This is a genomic window from Nonomuraea sp. NPDC003560 (assembly GCF_042878785.1).
GTDB lineage: Bacteria > Actinomycetota > Actinomycetes > Streptosporangiales > Streptosporangiaceae > Nonomuraea.
Window position 1 is genome coordinate 261924 of sequence record NZ_JBIAOF010000005.1, and the last position, 17752, is coordinate 279675.

Sequence of the window (17752 nt, forward strand, 5' to 3'; positions counted from 1 at the left end):
GCCTTTCTGGCCCCCGCCTGGCACCTGGTTACCGGGTGGGCCGTGGGAGCCCACCCGGCCCAGGGGCGCAGCGAAGTGTCCTCTGCCGATGTACCGGCCATGCCCCTACCGTCCGACCCGGCAGCGGACCTACTCATCCCCCACCAGCCGTCCCAAAGATCACTGGCTGGGCAACGGGAGCGTCTCCGACCACTGCGATCTTCAGAGTCGCAGCACTCGGCTCCAGAAGGCCCCGAGGATCAGGGCAGTTCGGCTCGCCCTGGCAAGGCTCGCTCCAGCTCGATCAAGGCCAGCGCAGGCCCCTCCTCGAACTCGTGGTCGTGGGTCCTGCCGGTCTCGGTGAAGCCGTTCTTGGCGTAGAAGCGGCGGGCCTGGGCCGAGTCCCGGAGCGTCCACAGGTGCACGTCGTCGTACCCGGCGTCGCGTGCCGCGTCCAGGACGGCCGTCAGCAGAACGCCGGCGATGCCGCTGCCCCAGACGTCCGGATGGGCGAAGAAGGTATAGATCTCCGCGGAGCCGGGACGGGAAGTGGAGGCCCCGAACCGGGCGAAGGCCCCGGGCCGCTCGTTCAGGCGCGCCAGCAGGATCGGGTCCCCGCCCTCGGCCAGGATGCCGTGCCACTTGCCGCGCCGCTCCTCGATCCCGGCCGCGGCGACCTTCGGCGCACACAGCGGGCCGTGCGAGACGCCCCAGGACAGGGCGTGGATCTCGCCGAGGACGTCCCCGTCACCGGGTTGCGCGGGGTGAACCGTGATCACGTCAGGCATGACCTGGACACTAGTACCGGCTACCGTTGCCGACTCGTCCGGGGCTGAAGGGCCGATCCCTCAGCCCCACGGTCAGCCACCGCACCCCTTCAACGAGTTCACGAGAACGCATTCGCCGAAGGTGACGCACCGACGACATCCGGAGCCAGGCCCATCCGCGCACCCGGCTTTCAGGATTTGGACTTCGGAAATCTGGGCCCCGGCCCGTACTTCACGCCCGCTCCCCCACGCGCGTCGCCGATCTTGTCGATGATCTCGCGCTCCCGCAGACTGTTGAGCAGGTCCCGCGCCGCGTAGACATGCAGATCGAAGAGGCGGCGTATCGTCTGGTTGGTGACGAAGCCGTACTCCCGGACGTGTTCGATCACCTTTCGACCCATGTCATCCACGTCGACATGTCGATACGAAACCGAGCGGGACATGGCTGCGAGCACCTCTGCTCGCAGCCGATATGTGGGGAACCGCTTGGAGGCGCTTCGCTTGGTGGGCGCGATCAGGCTGTAGTCGTCAAGCATCATGCGCAGCACTTCCTGCGCTTCGACGGGCGCCCGCTGAATGATCTCAGCCAGCTCGAACGCGTCGATGCTTCTGCTGTGACGCAGGTGCGTCAAGGAGAGCAGGATGTTGATGTCCCTGCTCGCCCTCAGTGGCAGATCACTGATGAACCGCACGAAGGCCGCGTTCCCGATGCCGCCCGCGAGGGTCGCGCGGACCAACGTTCCGTGGTCCTCGAAGAGCGGTGGCTCCTTGCCGATTCTGAGCATCTCGCGGTAGGCGCGGTCCACCCCTTGTCCTGTCCGCTCGGCGAGTTGCAGGACGGACACGGTCTCCGTGAGGAGCCGGTTCCTGGGAGTGGACGGATGGGTGAGGATGTTGGCGGGGGTCACTCCCGACACCAGGCCACCGGGGCTCGTGATGATCATCCGCTCGGGAGAGTGCTCGATGTCGACGGTTCCGCCGGTCTCGTACGACCGATGGATGAAGGCGTTGATGACCAGCTCTCGTGCGGCTTCGCTGGGATAGTCGGTGAGCTGGAGCTGCACGCCACCTGCCAGATTGAGCGGCCACACCTCTCTACGGCTCTCCATGGCGTCGGTCATGGCTTGGATCGCCGCGATCAACGGCCTGGTTCCTCTCGTCCGCCCGGTGGCTTCGCTGCCCGAGGTGGGACGGAACTGGTAGGAGTAGCCATAACTCGGGATTACTCGCGGAATCAGCTCTTCATCCGCCAGCAGCAGCACTGCCGCATTCGTGACGCTTCCGTTGGGGGCGATCAGGCGGAGCGACTCCAGGAGAGCGCGGTCCGCCAGCTCGGCCAGATGATCGCGTCCGCTGGCGATCAGCAGCCGCCGTAGCCTCTCGAACTCCACCGCGCTCAGTTGGCTGATGCTGAGGCTGGAGGCGTCGGCCGACCAGTCGACCTGGCCGCGAGCGATCATGACCTCGCGCTGCTGATGCGGAGGGAACGGCAGGCACTCCTTGCCGAGACGACGGGTGGCGAGGCCCGCGGCGTTGCTGTGCGGCATCGCCCCCTGCGGGACCGTGATCAGAATCAGCCGCGCGCCTTCGACGACCCGCTCTTCCACGAAGGCGGTGATCGGTGGGCTCGTCCGGTCGAAGATCCCCTTCCGGACGCCCTCCACCGTGTAGCTCTCGGGCACACCGCGAAGTGCCCGGACACGGTCGGTCGCCTTGTCGTCGACCCCCAGGACGAGGGTGCCGCCGTGGGCGTTGACGAAGCAGACGAGGGCGTCGGAGATGAGATTGAACGTGGCCTTCAGCGACTCGGCCACCAGCTTGAAGTCGAGCGTCTCCGACTCCAGGGAGTCCGCCTTGACGCCCTCCCCCACCACAGCGAGCGCCGCGTCCACCTCGTCATGCCTCACTTCACTGAGGATAACTGAGAAGTGGGTTTTCAACGACGTTTCTCAGTTGCTCTCAGTACGTCGCGCGTCCCTTACGGGAGGATCGCGGTGGCTTCGACCTCGACCAGGTGGTCCGGGACGGACAGGGCCGCGACGCCCAGCAGGGTCGCCGGCGGGGTCGCCGTCGTGCCCAGTTTCGCCTTCGCCCGGGAGATCCCGTCCAGGAGCGCGGTCATCTTGTCGGGGGTCCAGTCCACGACGTGGACGGTCAGCTTCGCCACGTCGTCGAACGACCCGCCGGCCCCGGCGACGGCGGTGGCGACGTTGAGGTAGCACTGTTCGACCTGCGCGGCGAGGTCGCCCGCGCCGACGGTCGTGCCCTCGGCGTCCCAGGAGACCTGGCCGGCGACGAAGATCAGCCTCGTTCCCGACGCGACCGCCGTCTGGTGGTAGACGTCGATCTCGGGCAGGCCCTCGGGGTTCAGCAGGGTGACGGGCATGGCGTGCGCCTCCTGACAGGGGGGCCGGAACGCGCGTACGGCCCCCAAGACTCTCTTGTGGTTACTGAGGAACTGTAGGAGAGTGTTCGCTGACGTGGAAGAACGCACTTTTCAGTGACTGGGGAACCTCATGGTGACCAAGCAGTTCAAGGGCTCGGACGGCGCGGCGGACCTGAGGCGGGCCGACTCCCTGGCGCGGGAGATCTTCACGGACGTCGCCAACAAGTGGGCGTTCCTGATCATCGAGGCCATCGGCGAGGGCACCCTGCGGTTCGGCGAGCTGCGCGACCAGGTCGAGGGCATCAGCCACAAGATGCTCACCCAGAACCTGCGCATGCTGGAGCGCAACGGGCTGGTCGAGCGGACGGTGTATCCGACCGTGCCACCGCGGGTGGAGTACACGCTCACCGAGCCGGGGCGGGCCCTGCGCGCGACGGTCGACGCGATGTGCGCGTGGACGCAACGCCACCTCGGCGACATCGAGGCCGCCCGCCGCCGCTTCGACGCCTGACGCCGCCCGCGGACCGCCCAGGCGAGGGAGGTTTCAACTGCCGACAAATGGGGTCAGCTGACGTCAGGCCCGAGTTAAGCGCCGCGCAGGGGGTAGGCGGCGTGAAACTCACGAGGAGGGTCTTGATGCCTGAACGCGATCTCCAGTACTTGACCGAACTGGCCGCGCAGCTGCGCGTCGACTCCGTGCGCGCCGCCGCGGCGGCCGGCTCCGGGCACCCCACCTCGTCGATGTCGGCCGCGGACCTGATGGCCGTGCTGTTCTCCTGCCACCTCAGGTACGACTTCGACCGCCCCGACAACCCCGGCAACGACCACCTGATCTTCTCCAAGGGCCACGCCTCCCCCCTTCTCTACTCGCTCTACAAGGCGGCGAAGGTCATCGACGACGAGGAGCTGCTGTCGTTCCGGCGCCGGGGCAGCCGGCTGGAGGGGCACCCCACCCCCCGGCTGCCCTGGGTGGACGTCGCGACCGGCTCGCTCGGTCAGGGGCTGCCGGTGGGCGTGGGCGTGGCCATGGCGGGACGGCTGGAACGGCTGCCGTACCGGGTGTGGGTGCTGTGCGGTGACAGTGAGCTGGCCGAGGGGTCCATCTGGGAGGCGGCCGAGCACGCCGGGGCCGAGGGGCTGGCCAACCTGGTCGTGATCGTGGACGTGAACCGGCTGGGTCAGCGCGGCCCGACCCGGCACGGATGGGACACGGGGGCGTACGCGCGCCGGTTCGGCGCCTTCGGCTGGCACACGATCGAGATCGACGGCCACGACCCCGGCCAGATCGACTTCGCGCTGGGGGACGCCTGCAACACCCGCCGGCGTCCCACCGTGATCCTGGCCAAGACCCGCAAGGGCGAGGGGGTCGTCGAGGTCGAGAACCGGGAGGGCGCGCACGGCAAGGCGCTCAAGGACCCCGACAAGGCCATCGACGAGCTGGGCGGACCGCGCAGCGTCCATGTGGACGTGCACCGGCCGGAGGGCGCGGCCGAGCCGTTCCACTTCGACCCGCGCCCGGCGACGTTGCCGGAGTACGAGGTCGGCGCGAAGGCGGCGACCAGGGCGGCGTTCGGCGCGGCGCTGACGGCGCTCGGCGCGGCCCGCGGCGACGTGGTGGCGCTGGACGGCGAGGTGGCCGACTCGACCAAGACCGAGGAGTTCGGCCAGGCCTTCCCCGAGCGCTTCTTCGAGATGTACATCGCCGAGCAGCAGCTCGTGGCGGCGGCCGTCGGCCTGTCGGTGCGCGGCTGGACCCCGTACGCGGCCACCTTCGCGGCGTTCCTGACCAGGGCGCACGACTTCATCAGGATGGCCGGCGTGAGCCAGGCGTCGATCCGGCTGGTCGGCTCGCACGCCGGCGTCTCGATCGGCGAGGACGGCCCCTCGCAGATGGGCCTGGAGGACCTGGCCATGATGCGGGCGGTGTACGGCAGCACGGTGCTGTACCCGTGCGACGCCAACCAGGCGGCGGCGCTGACCGTCGAGATGGCGGACGTGTCAGGGGTGTCCTACCTGCGCACCACCCGCGGTGAGACGCCGGTCATCTACCCGCCCGGCGAACGTTTCCCGGTGGGCGGCTCGCGGGTGCTGCGGCGCTCGCCCGACGACCGGGCCACGATCGTGGCGGCCGGGATCACGGTCCACGAGGCGCTGGCGGCGGCCGACGAGCTGACGGCGGCCGGCATCCCGGTCGGCGTGATCGACCTGTACTCGGTCAAGCCGGTGGACGCGGCGGTGCTGGTGGAGGCCGCAACGACGACGGGCAACCTGATCACGGTCGAGGATCACCGGCTGGAGGGCGGTCTCGGCGACGCCGTGCTGGACGCCGTCAGCGAGCTCGGCCCGCGGGTGGTGAAGCTCGCCGTGACCGGGTTGCCCGGGTCGGCGACGCCTGAGGAACAGCTCGCGGACGCCCGCATAGACCGCCACGCGATTGCCGAGGCGGTCAAGCGGTTGTTGTGAAGGAACTAGCGGGCTTTCGCCGTGGCCTTCCTGTTGGCCTTCTTGATGGCGTCCACCAGCTCCTTCTTGGTCATCCTGGATCGGCCGCGCACCCCGAGCCTGGACGCCACGCCCTGCAAGTGCTCCTTGCTGGCGTTGGCGTCCACGCCCTCCTGGGTCCTGCCGGAGCGGTCGGTCGCGCCCTTGTCGGACGGTCCCTTCTGCCCCTTGGGCTCCCAGTGGTCCCCGACCTTCTCGAAGGAGTGCTTGAGTGCGGCGAACGCGGTCATGTGCGCGCGCCGTCCCTCTCCGTACTCCTTCACGGCGGAGTCGTGCGCTTTGATCCACGTGTTCTGTGCCTTCTTCGGCGAACGCTTGATGGTCGACGGCAGCTCGTCAACGGCTGGCATGTCGATTCACCTCCTACAGCGGCGGCTCGTCGTAGTGGCGGCGCTCCTCGTACACCGTGGTCCTGCGGGTCTCCGGCTCCTCGTAGATCTCGTGCCGGTGCACCGGCTCGTCGATCGGGCCGACCGCCCTGCGGGTGACGCTGATCCGGTAGATGCCGAACAGCAGCCCCGCCAGGCCACCGAGCATGAGGATGACGCCGACGACGTTGATGTCGAGACCGGCGAGGTCGAACTCGACGGCCCAGGTGAGGATCGCACCGAGCATGATGAGGATGATGCTTCCGGCGATGGTCATCAGATTTACCTCCTTGACACGAAGGAACCTCTATCCACATGTCGAAAAACAAACCAGTCGTGGTGATCGGGCTGATGGGATCGGGTAAGACGACCGCGGGCCGCCTCCTCGCCACCGCGCTGGGGATGCCGTTCACCGACAGCGACCCGTTCCTGGAGAAGGAGCACGGCGGCACGGCCGCGCAGATCGCCGTCCGCGAAGGGGCCGAGGCGCTGCACCGGTACGAGGCCGAGCACGTGCTGGCGGCGCTGGCGGGCGAGCCGAAGGTGATCGCGGCGGCGGCCAGCACCGTGGAGGACCCCCGGGTGCGCGAGGCGCTGCGCGAGGCGTTCGTGGTCTGGGTGGACGCCGCCGACGCCGTCCTGGCCCGGCGCATGAGCTCGGGCGCGCACCGTCCCGAGTTCCAGCCGGCGGCGATGCGGGCCCGGCGGGAGGGCTACTTCCAGCAGGTGGCGGACCTGACGTGCGACGTCGGCGTGCTGACCCCCGAGGAGGTGCGCGACGCGGCCCTGCGGAAAATGGGTTTGCCCGCCGATCAGCAGGACTGATACCCAGAGGGGATGTTCGCCGAGAAACCCACTTTGACGGGTGAGCGCGTCACGTTGCTCCCGGTCGGCCTCGAGCACGTCGAGGGCCTGATCACGTTGATCAGCGATCCGGAGGTGCAACGGCTGACGGGCTCGCACGGCGAGGTCGACCACGAGGTGGCCCGCCAGTGGTACAGCACGAGAGGCGAGCACGCCGACCGGCTCGACCTGGCCGTCATGGCCGGCGGCGAGTACGTCGGCGAGGTCGTGCTCAACGAGCTCGACCGGCACAACCTGTCGTGCAACCTGCGGATCGCGCTGATCGGCGCCCGGGTCTTCGGCAAGGGCTACGGCACCGAGGCGATCGAGCTGGTCCTCGGCCACGCCTTCGCCACCACGCCGCTGCACCGCGTCGGCCTCGGCGTCTTCACCTTCAACGACCGGGCGCGGCACGTCTACAAGAAGATCGGGTTCGTGGAGGAGGGCGTGCAGCGCGACACCCTGCTGTGGGAGGGCGAGTGGCACGACTCCGTGACGATGTCGGTGCTGCGGCCGGAGTGGCAGTCAAGATCCAGAAGCCTGGCATAATGATCATGACGCATGGGTCCCCCGAGGCGCGCGGGGGACCTGTGGTCGTTCACCGACAACCAACGGCCGGTCCGGCGCATCTAAGCATCAGTGACGATGCGCTTGGTGCCTGGTGATCCCGAGAGGCTGGGCGGCTTCTGGCTGGCCGCCCGGCTCGGCGCGGGCGCGCGCGGGGTGGTCTACGACGCCTACGACGACGAGGGCCGCCGCTACGCGGTGAAGGTGCCCCGGGTCGAGGTCGAGCCGGTCGCGCGGGTGAGCTGCCCGCATCTGGCGGAGGTGGTCGCGTCCGGGGTCGATCACGGCATTCCCTACGTGGTGAGCGAGTTCGTCGACGGGCCCGACCTGCGGCAGGCGGTCGAGCGGCACGGGCCGTACCGGGGCGAGGAGCTGGCGGCGCTGGCGGGCGCGCTGGCCGGGGCGCTCCGCGCGCTGCACGCGGCCGGGCTCACCCACCGCGACCTGCGGCCGGAGAGCGTGCTGCTGGCGGCGGGCGGCCCCAAGGTGATCGACATGGGGGTGGCGGTCGGCGGGTCGCTGGGGGCGACGTGCACGTACCTGGCCCCGGAGATCCTGACCGGCAGCGGCCACGAGACGGCGACGGACGTCTTCTCCTGGGGGGCCGTGGTGCTCTACGCGGCCACGGGCGGCGATCCGTTCTCCGGGCGGAGTCTCGGCGCGGTGCTGCACCGGCTGCTGACCGTCGATCCCGACCTGAGCGCCCTGCCCGACGGGCTGCGCGAGCTGGTCGGGCGGGCGCTGGCCAAAGACCCCGCCGCCCGCCCGGCGGCGGACGAGCTGCTGGTCGAGGCCGACCCCGCCGCGTTGCGCCCGCCGGCGGGCGTGGCCGGGCACCGGTCGCTCGGCGAGCTGGCCGAGCGCGTCTACGCCGGGCTCACGCCGCGCCAGCAGGAGGCGGTGCCGGGCCTGCTGCTGCGCCTGATGGACGGCGACGACCCCCACGACGAGGGCGGCGTGCTGGCCCCGCTGATGGACGCCGGGCTGCTCGTACGCCGCAGCGTGCGGGTGCCGCCGACCGAGACCGCGGTCGGCAAGCTCGTGGCGGTGCGCGACGACCGGGTGGCGCCGGCCAGCGCCGCGCTCTACCGGGCCTGGCCACGCCTGCGCGGCTGGGTGGCCGACGAGCAGGACGGGCTGGTCGTCCACCGGGAGCTGCGCCTGGCGGCCGGCCGGTGGTCGCGCCACCGGCGCGGGCACACGTACCTCTACCGGGGCGACCGGCTCGACACGGCGCTCGGCTGGGCCGCGGCCAAGCGCCGCCACCTGCGCCTCAGCCAGCTCGAACGCGACTTCATCGGCGCGAGCGTGGCCATGTCCAAGCAGCGCAGGCGGCTGCTGCGGCCCTCGATGGCGACCCTGGCCGCCGCCCTCGCCGTCGCGGTGTCGATGTCCGCCGTCTCGCTCAACGGCGAGCGGGAACTGCGCGGACACCTCCTGGAGGCCAACGCGCGGGCCGTGGCCGCCCGCGCCGAGGCGCTGCGCTCCTCCGACCCGCGTACGGCGATGCGGCTGAGCGTGGCGGCCTGGCGGCTGTCGCCGGTTTTCGAGGCGCGGGTGGCGTTGCAGGCCTCCCTGGCGCAGCCGGAGCTGGGCGTGTTCACCGACCCCGCGGCCGACGAGCGGGCCGGCTACCTGTTGCGCGGCGACGAGCTGGTCAGGTGGCGCGACCGCACGCTGACCGTCTGGGACGTGCGCAGCGGCCGGCAGCTCGCCGCGCACGCGCTCCCCGAGGGCAGCGCCGCGCTGAGCGACGACGGCCGGTACGCCGAGAGCCCCGGCGGGCAGCCCGTCGAGGTGGCCACCGGCCGGGCCCCCGCGACCGGGACGTACACGATCACCAGCGGCAACCGCACCAGGGTCTACCGGGGCGCCGAGGTGCTGCTCGACGTGCTCGACCGCCGGGTGGCGGTGTCCCGCGACGGGAGCCGGGCCGCGGTCTCCGACCTGGACGGGCGGGTCGAGTTCTGGTCGCTGCCCGGCCGGGCCAAGGAGCGGGAGTTCACCGTCCGGCCGCAGACCGGGCCGGACCGGTCGGCGCCGCCCCTGTCGTTCAGCCCCGACGGCCGCACCCTGGCCGTCGCGGGCCGCGACGGCGTGACCCTCCTCACGCCCGGCGCCGGGCCGCCGCGGGAGGCCGCGACCGGAACCGCCGCCACCGCGTTCGCGGCGGAGGCGGGCGACGCGGCGATGCCCGCGGACGGCTCCGCCGGCACGCCCGTGTTCAGCCCCGACGGCAGCCTGCTCGCCCTCCCCGGCCGGGACGAGGTGCGCCTGTGGAGCGTGGCCGAGCGGCGGCTGGCCGGCGCCTACCGCTTCCGCGGCGACCAGCACGGCGACCTGGCCTTCTCCGCCGACGGCCGTACTTTGCGCTACCTGAGCGGCCTGGGCTCGGTCGTCTCGCTCGACGTCTCCGGGCTGCCGGCGCCCTCCTCCGGCGTCCGCACCGCCGCGCTGTCGAGCGACGGCCGGGTGGCGGCCAAGGACGTCGGGAACGCCATCCGGCTCACCGACGTGGTGGCGCGCAAGCCGCTGGCCGAGATCGCCGCCACCGGCGACGTGGCCTTCGACGCGGCGGGCAGGCTGCTGGCCGTGGCGGGCGACCCGGTCACCGTCTGGGAGGCGTCGGGCGGCAGGAGGGTCGCCGTCATCGACGCGGGCGGCGACGTGCCCGCCGTGGCCCTGTCCCCTGGCGGCGACACGCTGGCCACCGCGCGCGGCCGGCTGCTGGAGACCTGGGACGTGCGCGCCGGCCGCCGGATCAGGGCCTACGCGGGTGCGGGCGACCTGGCGATGGCCTTCAGCCCCGACGGCTCGACGCTCGCCTCCGGCACGAACCTGCTCGACCTGCGTACCGGCGAGGTCACCCCGCTGGCCCCGGCCGCCGTCCGGCCCACCGCGCTCGCCTTCTCCCCCGACGGCCGCACGCTGGCGCTCGGGCTCGGCGGCGGACGCGTCGAGCTGTGGGACGTCCGCGGGCGCGAGCGGGCCGGCTCGGTCGAGACCGGCCCGGCCCCCGTACGCGACCTGCGCTTCTCCCCCGGCGGCGACCTGCTCGCGATCGACGCGGAACGCACCTCCCTGTGGGACGCCGGCACGCTGCGCGAGGTCGGCCAGGTCGGGTCGTGGGCCGAGGGCCTGGCCTTCAGCCAGGACGGCCGCAGGCTGCGCGGCGTGGCGGCGGACGGCAGCGTCCGCGAGAGCCCGGTGGACCCGGCGCTGACGGCGCAGGAGGTGTGCGCCCGCGCGGGCGGGCCGCTCAGCCAGGACGAGTGGAGCCGGCTGATCCCGGAGAGCGGCTACCAGGGCGGGTGCTGAGCCGGGCGGCCGGTCAGGAGGCGGGGTAGGTCTTGAGCACCCTGCCCTGGGGGTCGGCCACCAGGTAGCCGGTGCGGTAGGCGTCGCTGATGTAGACGAGCAGCACCTGCTTGGTGCTGGTGAAGACGAAGTTCGGATCGACGATGAGGTAGCGCGAGGTGGGCTTGCGCACGCCGAGGACGCTCTGGGCCTTCTTGAGCAGGCCGGGCAGGGCGTCCCAGTTGTACTTGGCCAGGTCGACGACCGGGGTGCGGATGGTGGAGCCGGTGCCCTCGCGGGTGGCCCTGCCGTCGCGGTAGGCGTAGCGGTCGTAGACGGCCGGGTCGCCCTTGACCGGGGCCTCGGCGGAGATGTACGTCGGGTAGACGACCATCCGGACGACCTTGGTGCCGCCCATGACCGGCTTGAGCGCCTTGATCGCGGTGCGGATGCCGTCGGCGGTGAGCAGGTTCTCCGGCTGCGGCTCCGGCTCCTCGCTCGCCTTCGGCTCCTCGACGTCGGTGGTCTCCACCGGGGTGATCTGCGGCGTGTTCGGCTGGGTCGGCTCCGTCGCGCCGCGCACGCCGGGCAGCAGCGTGTAGACCAGCACGCCGGTCACCGCCAGCGCGCCCACGGAGGCCGTCACGGCGGCGACCGGCGAACGGCGGGCGCGGCGCGACGCCATGGTGCCGGCCTGCGAGAACGACGGCTCCGGCCCCCAGGGCCGCGGCGCCCCGGGCGGCACTGTGGCCCCCTGCCGCGCCCCGGGCGGCACTGTGGCCCCCTGCCGCGCCCCGGGCGGCACGGTGGCCCCAGCCGGCGGGCCATGGTGGAACGGGCCCGGGGCGGGGGGCGGGTAGGCGGGCGGGGGCGAGCCGGGGTCGGCGGCGGCGGCGAGCATGCGGTCGAGGGTCTCGGCGTCGGGACGGCCGGCCGGGTCGCGGCGCAGCAGCGCGCCGAGCACGGGACCGAGCGGCCCGGCCCGCTCCGGCGGCGGCACGTCCTGGTTGAGCACGGCGGCCAGCGTCGCCAGCGTGGTGCTCCTGCGCAGCGGGTGGCGGCCCTCGACGGCCACGTACAGCAGCATGCCGAGCGACCACAAATCGGAGGCGGGGTCGCCCTCGTGCCCGTTGATGCGCTCGGGCGCCATGTACTCGGGCGAGCCGATGAACGACCCGGTCGCCGTCAGGCTGGTCGACTCGCGCACGGCGGCGATGCCGAAGTCGGTGAGCACCGAGCGGCCGTCCTCGCGCAGCAGCACGTTGGCGGGCTTGACGTCGCGGTGCTGGATGCCGACGGCGTGCGCGGCGCGCAGCGCGGACAGCACCTCGCGGCCCAGCCGGGCGGTCTCCCAGGGCGTCATCGGCCCGCGCGCGAGGCGGTCCGCGAGCGAGCCGCCGGTGACCAGCTCCATGACGATCCACGGGTAGCCGTCGCCGCCCGGATCGACGATGTGGTGGATGGTGGCGACGTGCGGATGGTTCAGCCGGGCCAGCGCGCGGGCCTCGCGCAGCACCCTGGCCCGCAGCTCGCGGGCGGCCTCGGGGTCGTGCTCCTCGAACGCGGGATCGGGCGGCCGGACCTCCTTCAGCGCGACCTCGCGGTGGAGGGCGGTGTCCCAGGCGCGCCACACCAGGCCCATGCCACCGCCGCCGAGCCTCTCGGTCAGCTCGAAGCGGTTGTCGATCACGCGTTTGTGCATGGGAAGCAGCGTAGGGCCGCGTCGTGGTCGCCGTCATCAGGGTGGTCGCGGCGGGGACGGGCGGGCTGGTTGGATGGGCGCCATGAACGCAGGCGATCACCAGCTCGGCATCTACCTGACGGGCATGCTCGAAGGCCGTACGCCGGAGCTGACCACCGATCTGTCGGCCCTGGAGGGCGCCGCCGGGCGGGTGCTCCCGCCCGAGGCGCTGGGCTACATCGTGCCGAGCGCGGGCAGCGGCTCGACCGCGCGGGCCAACCTGGAGGCGTTCGAGCGGCGCCGGATCGTGCCGAGGATGCTGCGCGGCGTCGCGCGGCAGCGTGACCTGTCGTGCGAGGTGCTGGGCACCCGGATGGCGGCGCCGGTGCTGGTGGCGCCCATGGGGGTGCAGACGCTGGCGCACGAGGAGGGCGAGCTCGCCACCGTGCGGGCCGCGGCCGCGGTCGGCGTCCCGTACGTGCACTCGACGGCCGCCGCCCACGACTTCGAGCAGGTGGCGGCGGCGGGCGGGGACGCGCCGCGCTGGTACCAGCTCTACTACCCGACCGACCGGGACGTGTGCCTGAGCTTCCTGCGCCGGGCCAGGGCGACCGGCCACTCGGTGCTGGTGGTCACGCTGGACACGACGCTGCTCGGCTGGCGTCCGGCCGACCTCGACCGCGGCTTCCTGCCGTTCCTGGCCGGCACGGGCATCGCCAACTACCTGAGCGACCCGAACTTCGCCGGGGTCGAGAACCCGGTCGCCCACTGGGCGGGCATGTTCCCCAACCCGGGCCTGAGCTGGGACGACCTGCCGTTCCTGCGCGACCACTGGGACGGCCCGATCGTGCTCAAGGGCATCATGAGCACCGAGGACGCGCGCCTGGCCGCCGAGCACGGCGTGGACGGGATCGTGGTGTCCAACCACGGCGGCCGCCAGGTCGACGGCGCCCTGGCCGCGCTCGACGCGCTGCCCGGCATCGCCGAGGCGGTCGGCGACCGGCTGACGGTGCTGTTCGACTCGGGCGTGCGGACCGGGGCCGACGTGGTCAAGGCGCTCGCGCTGGGCGCGCGGGCCGTGCTGGTCGGCCGTCCGGTGCTGTACGGGCTGGCGCTGGGCGGGCAGGCGGGCGTCGAGCACGTGCTGCGCTGCCTGCTGGGCGAGCTGGACATCACGCTCGCCCTGTCCGGCTACTCCACGACCGACGAACTGGGCCCTGACGCGCTCGCCTGAGTGCACATCGAGGTCCGGAAGTGACCGCGATTACCCCTACCTTTGTCCCCATGGATCCCCTCATCTCCCAGCGCGCGCTCAACCGGGCCACGCTCGACCGGCAGCTGCTGCTGCGCCGCGGCGGCGGCAGCGTGCAGGAGGTCGTCGAGCGGCTCGGCGGCCTCCAGGCCCAGACCCCCCACACCTGGTACGTCGGCCTGTGGAACCGCATCGAGGGGCTCAAGCCCGAGGACGTCTCCGGCCTGCTGGCCGGCCGCGAGCTGGTGCGGATCGCGTTGCAGCGCTCCACCATCCACCTGGTCACCGCCCGCGACTGCCTGGCCATGCGGCCGCTGCTGCAGGCCGTCACCGAGCGCATGACGCGCACGACGTTCGGCAGGCGGCTGGCGGGCGTCGACCTGGACGAGCTGGCCGCGACCGGCCGGGCGCTGCTGGAGGAGCGTGCGATGACCTTCGCCGACCTCGGGCGGGCGCTGGCCGAGCGGTGGCCGGAGCACGACCAGCACGCGCTCGGCCAGGGCGTTCGCTGGCTGCTGCCGCTGGTCCAGGTGCCGCCGCGCGGGTTGTGGGGCAGGAGCGGGCCGGTCGCGCACACCACCGCCGAGTCGTGGCTGGGCCCGGCGCAGGCGCCGCCGATGACGCCCGCCGAGCTGGTCCGGCGCTACCTGGCCGCCTTCGGCCCGGCCTCGGTGCAGGACGCGCAGACCTGGTCGGGCCTGACCAGGCTGGGCGAGGTCGTCGAGTCCATGGACCTGGTCCGCTTCCGGGACGCCGCCGGCCGCACCCTGTACGACCTGCCGGAGGCCGTCCGGCCGGCGGAGGACGTCCCGGCGCCGGTGCGGCTGATGTACGACTTCGACAACCTGTTCCTGTCGCACGCCGACCGCTCGCGGGTGATCAGCGAGCGCGGCGCGGCCGTCATGCAGGGGTCGTTCATGGGCACGAACGTGATCCCCCGGATCATCCTGGTGGACGGCGTCACCGCCGGCGACTGGACGGTGACCAGGGCCAAGGGCGTCTCCACGCTGAACGTCCACCAGTGGACGCCGATCGCCGAGCCGGACGAGGTCGAGCGGGAGGCCCGCCTGCTGCTGGAGTTCCTCGCCCCCGACGACGAGCACGACGTCTCAGTCCTTGACCGCCCCTCCAAGCCCTGACACGAGCCGCCGCTGCACCGCCACGAAGAAGATCAGCACCGGGATCGTCATCAGCGTCGAGGCGGCCATGATCCCGCCCCAGTCGTTCTCGTCGGGCTTGAAGAAGACGAGCAGCGCCGCGGGCAGGGTCTGGTTGTCCTTGGCCGAGACGATGAAGGTGCGCGCGAAGACGAAGTCGTTCCAGGCGGTGATGAAGGAGAACACGCTGGTCGCCACCAGGCCGGGCGCGACCAGCGGGAACAGGATGCGCCACAGCACGGTCGCGCGTCCGGCCCCGTCGATCATCGCCGCCTCCTCCAGCGCCTCCGGCACCCCGGCGACGAACCCGCGCAGCATCCAGATCGCGAACGGCAGCGTGAAGGCGAGCTGCACCACCACCAGCGAGGCCAGCGTGTTGAGCAGGCCCAGGTCCCGGACCACGAAGAACAGCGGGATCGTCAGCGCCTCGACCGGCACCATCTGCGCGACCAGGAACATGATCAGCACGGTCGTCCTGAACCGGAAGGCGAACCGGGTCACGGCCACCGCCGCGAGGAAGGCGACCCCGGCCGACAGCACGACCACGACGAGCGCCACGATCGCGCTGTTGAGCAGGTAGCGGGCGAAGTTCTCCCCGGTCAGCACCCGGACGAAGTTGTCCAGCGTCGGGTGCGAGGTCCAGGGCCTGACCTCCAGCGACTGGATCTCCCCGGCGGGCTTGAGCGCCGACAACACCATCCAGTAGAGCGGGAACGCGGTGAGCAGGGCGACCACCAGCGCGACCGCGTTGGGCAGAAGACGTCGTCGGTTCACAGTCGTTCCCCACTGCGCCGCAGCGCCCGGATGTAGAACAGGGTGATCACCAGCAGGATCAGCGTCATGACGACCGCGACGGCCGAGCCGAGCCCGTACTCGGAGGAGCCGAAGGCGATCTGGTAGGCGTAGACGTTGAGCACGGTGTTCTGCCCGGCCACGCCGCCGCCGTTGGTCATCACGTAGATCTGGGTGAAGAGCTTGAAGTCCCAGATGACCGACTGGATGACCACGATCGTGACCAGCGGCCGCAACATCGGCACGATGATCCGCCAGAACCCCTGCCAGGCCGAGGCGCCGTCGAGCGCGGCCGCCTCCAGCACCGAGGCGGGGACGGCCCGGATGCCCGCGTACAGGGTGATCATCACCAGCGGGAACGAGTGCCACACGACCGTCGCGCCGACCACGCCGAAGGTGACCCACCGGTCGTAGAACCAGTTGAACCCGTCGGTCCCGAGCACCTGGTTGACCAGGCCGAGGTCGGCGTCGAACAGGAACATCCACACGGTGGAGCCGGTCATCGCGGGGGCCGCCCACGCGCCGAGCGCGGCCAGCGACAGGGCCGTCCGCGGCAGCGGCCCGGTCCTGGTCAGCAGCACGGCCAGGGCCGCGCCGACCGCCAGCGTCGCGACGACCAGCGCCGCCGCGAACCCCACGGTCTGGGCCAGCACCTCCCAGAACCGCCGGTCGCCGAGCAGCGCGGCGTAGTTGCCGAACCCGACGAACGTGCTCGGCTGCCCGCCGCTGACCTGCGCCTGCCGGTAGTCGAAGACCGACAGCAGGCCCAGCATGTAGACCGGATAGCCGAACATGGGGACCAGCACGGCCGCCGCGGGCAGCAGGTAGAGCCAGGGGCGCCCGCGGCGGACGGTCGTACCTCGGCTCACGAGCGGCCGAAGGCGGTCTTGACGGCCGCGGCCGCCTCGGCGGTGGCCTGCTCGACGGTGGACTGACCGGTCGCGACCTTCTGCAGCATCGTGGGGATGACCTTGCCGTTGTCGATCTTCACCCAGGCGGGGTCGATCGGCACGAACCGGGTGCCCTTGGCCACCGTGTCCAGGAACGGCTTGACGAACGGGTCCTTGGCCGCCAGCTCGTCGCGGGCCGAGGTGAGCGTCGGCAGGTTGCCCATCGCGTCGTACATCTTGGCCTGGTACGCCTTGCCGCCCAGCAGCTTGACGAAGTCCGCGGCCAGGGTGCGGTGACCGGCGTTCTTCAGCACGCCCAGGTTGTTGCCGCCGGCGAAGGCGGGCGCGATCGAGCCCTCGGCCGCGCCGGGCAGCGGGACGACGGCGTACTTGCCGGCCGCCGCGCCGGCGTCCACGGCCGAGCGGCTGAAGTTGCCGAGTATGCCCATCGCGGCCTTGCCGCCGGCGAACAGCTCGACCGTCTTGCCGCCGGTCAGCGAGACGCACGCCTGCGGCGGGCAGATCTCGTCGGTCAGCAGGTCCGTGTACGCCTTGACGCCCTTGCGGGACTGCGGCGAGTCGAGCGAGGTGATGTCGCCGCCGGCGTCCCAGACGAAGGGCAGGGCGCCGAAGGTGTACTCGCCGCCGACGGCTATGCCGTACAGGTCGGGCTTCTTCCTGCGGATCGTGCGGGCGGCCTCGGTCAGGGCGCCGATGGACGTGGGCGGTTTCAGGCCCAGCTCGGCGAAGACGTCGGTGCGGTAGTAGAGGGCCCGGATGCCGATGAACCAGGGCAGGCCGTACTGCTTGCCCTGGACGGAGGCCGACTTGACCAGGTCGGGGGTCAGGTCCAGGCCCTTCAGGTCGGCGGTGAGGTCGGCGAAGCCACCGGCGGCGGCGTACTCGGCGAGGTCGGTGTTGCCGTACTCGGCGACGTCCGGGGAGCTGGCCGGGTCGTTGAAGGCGCCCTTGAACTTCTCGTGCCGGGCGGGCGTGGTGGGGATGTAGGTGACCTCGACCTTGACGTCCGCGTGCGCGGCGGTGAACTCCCTGATCGCCTCGTTGACGACCTTGTCCTTGGGGGCCCGGTTGGGCTCGTCGAACAGCCAGACGCGCAGCGTCCCCGTCCCCTCGTCGCCGCCGCCGGAGGCGGGAGCGGTCGAGGGGGCGCAGGCGGCCAGCGTGAGCAGGGCCGCTCCGGCCGCGGCAAAGTAAAGAAACTTCACTATTACCTCCTGCGCAGACACTAGGAATTCGCTCTGGAGTCGAGA

The 17752-nt window shown here is 71.9% G+C and carries 16 protein-coding genes; 7 read left to right on the plus strand and 9 right to left on the minus strand.

The genetic code is table 11. The annotated features are described in order from the left end of the window. Positions 1–239 precede the first annotated feature (239 nt). The 3 genes from ACFYUV_RS21860 to ACFYUV_RS21870 form a co-directional block, all read right to left on the minus strand. The gene (locus ACFYUV_RS21860; protein ID WP_387670874.1) at positions 240–767 is read right to left on the minus strand and encodes a GNAT family N-acetyltransferase; all 528 of its coding nucleotides are present in this window, start codon (positions 765–767) and stop codon (positions 240–242) included. Positions 768–937: 170 nt separating this feature from the next. Continuing rightward, the gene (locus ACFYUV_RS21865; RefSeq protein WP_387670876.1) at positions 938–2653 is read right to left on the minus strand and encodes an ATP-binding protein; all 1716 of its coding nucleotides are present in this window, start codon (positions 2651–2653) and stop codon (positions 938–940) included. Between the two features lie 71 nt (positions 2654–2724). After that, complete coding sequence (locus ACFYUV_RS21870) at positions 2725–3132, minus strand: RidA family protein (protein WP_387670878.1); 408 nt, start codon at positions 3130–3132, stop codon at positions 2725–2727. A 130-nt stretch (positions 3133–3262) separates the two neighbouring features. On the opposite strand from ACFYUV_RS21870, the gene ACFYUV_RS21875 reads away from it, so the two are divergent. Continuing rightward, entirely contained in the window at positions 3263–3643 is a 381-nt protein-coding gene (locus ACFYUV_RS21875) for a helix-turn-helix domain-containing protein (protein ID WP_358288320.1), read from the plus strand. A gap of 125 nt (positions 3644–3768) precedes the next feature. Beyond that, positions 3769–5595 (plus strand): transketolase, encoded by a 1827-nt coding sequence (locus ACFYUV_RS21880; RefSeq protein ID WP_387670880.1) that lies wholly within the window; start codon positions 3769–3771, stop codon positions 5593–5595. Positions 5596–5600: 5 nt separating this feature from the next. Here the strand turns inward: ACFYUV_RS21880 and ACFYUV_RS21885 are convergent, their stop codons facing one another. Both ACFYUV_RS21885 and ACFYUV_RS21890 read right to left on the minus strand, forming a co-directional pair. Beyond that, positions 5601–5984, minus strand: coding sequence for a ChaB family protein (locus tag ACFYUV_RS21885; RefSeq protein WP_364330157.1), 384 nt, complete (start codon positions 5982–5984; stop codon positions 5601–5603). Positions 5985–5997: 13 nt separating this feature from the next. Then, complete coding sequence (locus tag ACFYUV_RS21890) at positions 5998–6279, minus strand: hypothetical protein (protein WP_352319513.1); 282 nt, start codon at positions 6277–6279, stop codon at positions 5998–6000. A gap of 38 nt (positions 6280–6317) precedes the next feature. On the opposite strand from ACFYUV_RS21890, the gene ACFYUV_RS21895 reads away from it, so the two are divergent. The 3 genes from ACFYUV_RS21895 to ACFYUV_RS21905 all read left to right on the plus strand — a co-directional run bounded on the left by ACFYUV_RS21895 (position 6318) and on the right by ACFYUV_RS21905 (position 10730). After that, positions 6318–6827 (plus strand): shikimate kinase, encoded by a 510-nt coding sequence (locus tag ACFYUV_RS21895; RefSeq protein WP_387670882.1) that lies wholly within the window; start codon positions 6318–6320, stop codon positions 6825–6827. A 12-nt stretch (positions 6828–6839) separates the two neighbouring features. Beyond that, positions 6840–7394 (plus strand): GNAT family N-acetyltransferase, encoded by a 555-nt coding sequence (locus ACFYUV_RS21900; RefSeq protein WP_387670883.1) that lies wholly within the window; start codon positions 6840–6842, stop codon positions 7392–7394. Positions 7395–7499: 105 nt separating this feature from the next. Continuing rightward, a complete protein-coding gene (locus ACFYUV_RS21905; protein WP_387670885.1) occupies positions 7500–10730 on the plus strand; it encodes a protein kinase in 3231 nt (1076 codons plus the stop codon). Positions 10731–10743: 13 nt separating this feature from the next. Here the strand turns inward: ACFYUV_RS21905 and ACFYUV_RS21910 are convergent, their stop codons facing one another. Continuing rightward, positions 10744–12411, minus strand: a complete 1668-nt coding sequence (locus tag ACFYUV_RS21910) for a protein kinase (protein WP_387670887.1) — start codon at positions 12409–12411, stop codon at positions 10744–10746. A gap of 82 nt (positions 12412–12493) precedes the next feature. Between ACFYUV_RS21910 and ACFYUV_RS21915 the strand changes: the two genes are divergently transcribed. Beyond that, positions 12494–13624: an alpha-hydroxy-acid oxidizing protein gene (locus tag ACFYUV_RS21915; protein ID WP_387670889.1), complete on the plus strand. Its 1131-nt coding sequence runs from the start codon at positions 12494–12496 to the stop codon at positions 13622–13624. A gap of 50 nt (positions 13625–13674) precedes the next feature. Next, on the plus strand, positions 13675–14781 hold the full coding sequence (locus tag ACFYUV_RS21920; RefSeq protein WP_387670891.1) for a winged helix DNA-binding domain-containing protein: 1107 nt from the start codon (positions 13675–13677) through the stop codon (positions 14779–14781). Here the strand turns inward: ACFYUV_RS21920 and ACFYUV_RS21925 are convergent. From ACFYUV_RS21925 to ACFYUV_RS21935, 3 genes are read right to left on the minus strand one after another with little or no spacing between them, the layout of a single operon-like run. Then, complete coding sequence (locus ACFYUV_RS21925; protein WP_387655483.1) at positions 14752–15573, minus strand: carbohydrate ABC transporter permease; 822 nt, start codon at positions 15571–15573, stop codon at positions 14752–14754. The genes ACFYUV_RS21920 and ACFYUV_RS21925 overlap by 30 nt on opposite strands. Then, positions 15570–16460: a carbohydrate ABC transporter permease gene (locus ACFYUV_RS21930; protein ID WP_387670893.1), complete on the minus strand. Its 891-nt coding sequence runs from the start codon at positions 16458–16460 to the stop codon at positions 15570–15572. Before ACFYUV_RS21930 ends, ACFYUV_RS21925 begins: the two co-directional genes overlap by 4 nt. After that, the gene (locus ACFYUV_RS21935; RefSeq protein ID WP_387670895.1) at positions 16457–17707 is read right to left on the minus strand and encodes an extracellular solute-binding protein; all 1251 of its coding nucleotides are present in this window, start codon (positions 17705–17707) and stop codon (positions 16457–16459) included. The genes ACFYUV_RS21930 and ACFYUV_RS21935 overlap by 4 nt, the downstream gene beginning before the upstream one ends. Positions 17708–17752: the final 45 nt, after the last annotated feature.

Excerpts from the sequence above, each read along its gene's own strand:
- ACFYUV_RS21860 (WP_387670874.1), bottom strand. The coding sequence starts at position 767 with ATGCCTGACGTGATCACGGTTCACCCCGCGCAACCCGGTGACGGGGAC.
- ACFYUV_RS21870 (WP_387670878.1), bottom strand. The coding sequence starts at position 3,132 with ATGCCCGTCACCCTGCTGAACCCCGAGGGCCTGCCCGAGATCGACGTC.
- ACFYUV_RS21875 (WP_358288320.1), top strand. The coding sequence starts at position 3,263 with ATGGTGACCAAGCAGTTCAAGGGCTCGGACGGCGCGGCGGACCTGAGG.
- ACFYUV_RS21880 (WP_387670880.1), top strand. The coding sequence starts at position 3,769 with ATGCCTGAACGCGATCTCCAGTACTTGACCGAACTGGCCGCGCAGCTG.
- ACFYUV_RS21885 (WP_364330157.1), bottom strand. The coding sequence starts at position 5,984 with ATGCCAGCCGTTGACGAGCTGCCGTCGACCATCAAGCGTTCGCCGAAG.
- ACFYUV_RS21890 (WP_352319513.1), bottom strand. The coding sequence starts at position 6,279 with ATGACCATCGCCGGAAGCATCATCCTCATCATGCTCGGTGCGATCCTC.
- ACFYUV_RS21895 (WP_387670882.1), top strand. The coding sequence starts at position 6,318 with ATGTCGAAAAACAAACCAGTCGTGGTGATCGGGCTGATGGGATCGGGT.
- ACFYUV_RS21900 (WP_387670883.1), top strand. The coding sequence starts at position 6,840 with ATGTTCGCCGAGAAACCCACTTTGACGGGTGAGCGCGTCACGTTGCTC.
- ACFYUV_RS21910 (WP_387670887.1), bottom strand. The coding sequence starts at position 12,411 with ATGCACAAACGCGTGATCGACAACCGCTTCGAGCTGACCGAGAGGCTC.
- ACFYUV_RS21915 (WP_387670889.1), top strand. The coding sequence starts at position 12,494 with ATGAACGCAGGCGATCACCAGCTCGGCATCTACCTGACGGGCATGCTC.
- ACFYUV_RS21920 (WP_387670891.1), top strand. The coding sequence starts at position 13,675 with ATGGATCCCCTCATCTCCCAGCGCGCGCTCAACCGGGCCACGCTCGAC.